The following is a 1,685-nucleotide window of genomic DNA, read 5'->3' as shown; positions in this document are numbered from 1 at the left end:
CCGCCACACGCTCGCCGGGCGCAGGGCGGTAGGCTCCGCACAACAGTGCAGCCAGGGCGGTGGCGCCTGCGGGTTCGACCAGGATCCGCCGTTCGCGCCACAGTGCGGTCTGGGCCCTGGTGATGGCGCTGTCCGGTACGGTCACCGATGTCAGGCCCGGTGCCGAGGCGAGTTCGAAACAGATAGCGCCGATGCGTTTGGCGCCAAGAGCGTTGGCCGCGACGCCGGAGACGTCTACATCCACCGGCTGGCGGGCCAGCAATGCCGCATTCAGCGCGCAAGATGTTTCGGGCTCCACCGCCACGATCTTATTTGCCCCCTGGAACCAGGCCAGCGCGCCGGCAATCAGCCCGCCGCCGCCCACCGCGATCAGAAGGGTATCCGCCTCAAGGCCTTGGGCCTGCCATTCGGCAAAGCAGGTGCCCTGGCCGGCAACCGTGGCGGGGGCGTCGTAGGCGTGGACCTGCATGGCGCCGGTCTCTGCCTCGTAGGCCTGGGCCTGCTCCAGCGCGTTGGCATAGGCGCCGGGCACCACCTGCAGATCAGCCCCGGTGCGTTCGATCAGAGAAATCTTGGCCGGGCCTGCCATCTCGGGCACATAAATCCGGGCCTTGTGGCCCAGCTGGTGCGCGGCATAGGCCGCGGCGGCGCCGTGGTTGCCGCCAGAAGCTGCCACCAGCCCCGCCGGCGGCACTGGCTGGCTCAGCAATGTGTTAAAGGCACCGCGGGCCTTAAAGCTGCCGGTGTGCTGCATGTGCTCCAGCTTCAGCTTTACCGGGAAATCCAGGCCGAAGCCCTGTGCCTGCATCACCGGGGTCTGCTGCACATAGGGGCCAACGCGTTCTGCGGCTTTCCTGATTTCATCCTGCCAGTTCATGCGCTGATCTCCCTGCCTGCTGCGCCGGAACCTTAGCCGCGCTACCGCCGGGCGCAAGCGGGCAGTGGCTTTTCCTGCATTCTTGATTGGCGCTAACGGCCAAGGGCGGCTACAAAGGGAGTCCTGTTGATTAATCTGGGATTTTCTATGACCGAAGACCGCCACAGCCGTTTCCGCGATGCCCATTCCGACCGGGACCGGGCCGAACATGTGCCCGCCACCCCGCAGACCCAGGCGCCTGCCTACCGGCTTGCCTTTGCCGATGAAGAGTTTCTGTGCCGCGAGGAACTGCGCCCGGTGCGGTTGCAGCTGGAGCTGCTGAAACCGGAGCTGATGCTGAACGAGCATGGCATCGAAAGCACCATTGTGATGTTCGGTGGCGCCCGGATCCCGGATACCAAGCACAAGGATCAGGCGCGGACTCAGACGCTGGCGGATCTGTCGCATTTCTATGATGAGGCGCGCGCGTTCGCCAGGCTGATGACCGAAAAGTCGAAGGAGAGCGGTGGCCGTCAGAATGTGATTGTGACCGGCGGCGGCCCCGGAGTGATGGAGGCGGGCAACCGTGGCGCATTGGATGCAGGCGGCCAGTCCATTGGTCTGTCAATCGTTCTGCCGCACGAGCAAGCGCCTAATGGTTATGTGACGCCAGACCTTAGCTTTAACTTCCACTACTTCGCGATCCGCAAAATGCATTTCCTGATGCGGGCGCGGGCAATTACCGTGTTCCCGGGCGGGTTTGGAACTCTGGATGAGCTGTTCGAGAGCCTGACCCTGATCCAGACTGGCCGGATGGAGCGGGTGCCGT

2 protein-coding genes are annotated in these 1,685 nt (G+C 64.5%); one reads left to right on the top strand and one right to left on the bottom strand.

Going from position 1 to position 1,685, the window contains the following annotated elements:
- The coding region (locus A2I95_RS35870) for a serine/threonine dehydratase (RefSeq protein ID WP_291737301.1) at positions 1 to 877 on the bottom strand (877 nt) is incomplete at its 3' end.
- Positions 878 to 1,024: 147 nt separating this feature from the next.
- Here A2I95_RS35870 and A2I95_RS35865 point away from each other — a divergent pair.
- Positions 1,025 to 1,685, top strand: a 661-nt coding sequence (locus A2I95_RS35865) for an LOG family protein (protein ID WP_291737300.1), incomplete at its 3' end; no start/stop codon positions are given.

The organism is Leisingera sp. F5, assembly GCF_001593695.1.
The sequence above is the reverse complement of the archived record's forward strand: the minus strand, read 5'-3'. Positions and strand labels throughout refer to the sequence as shown.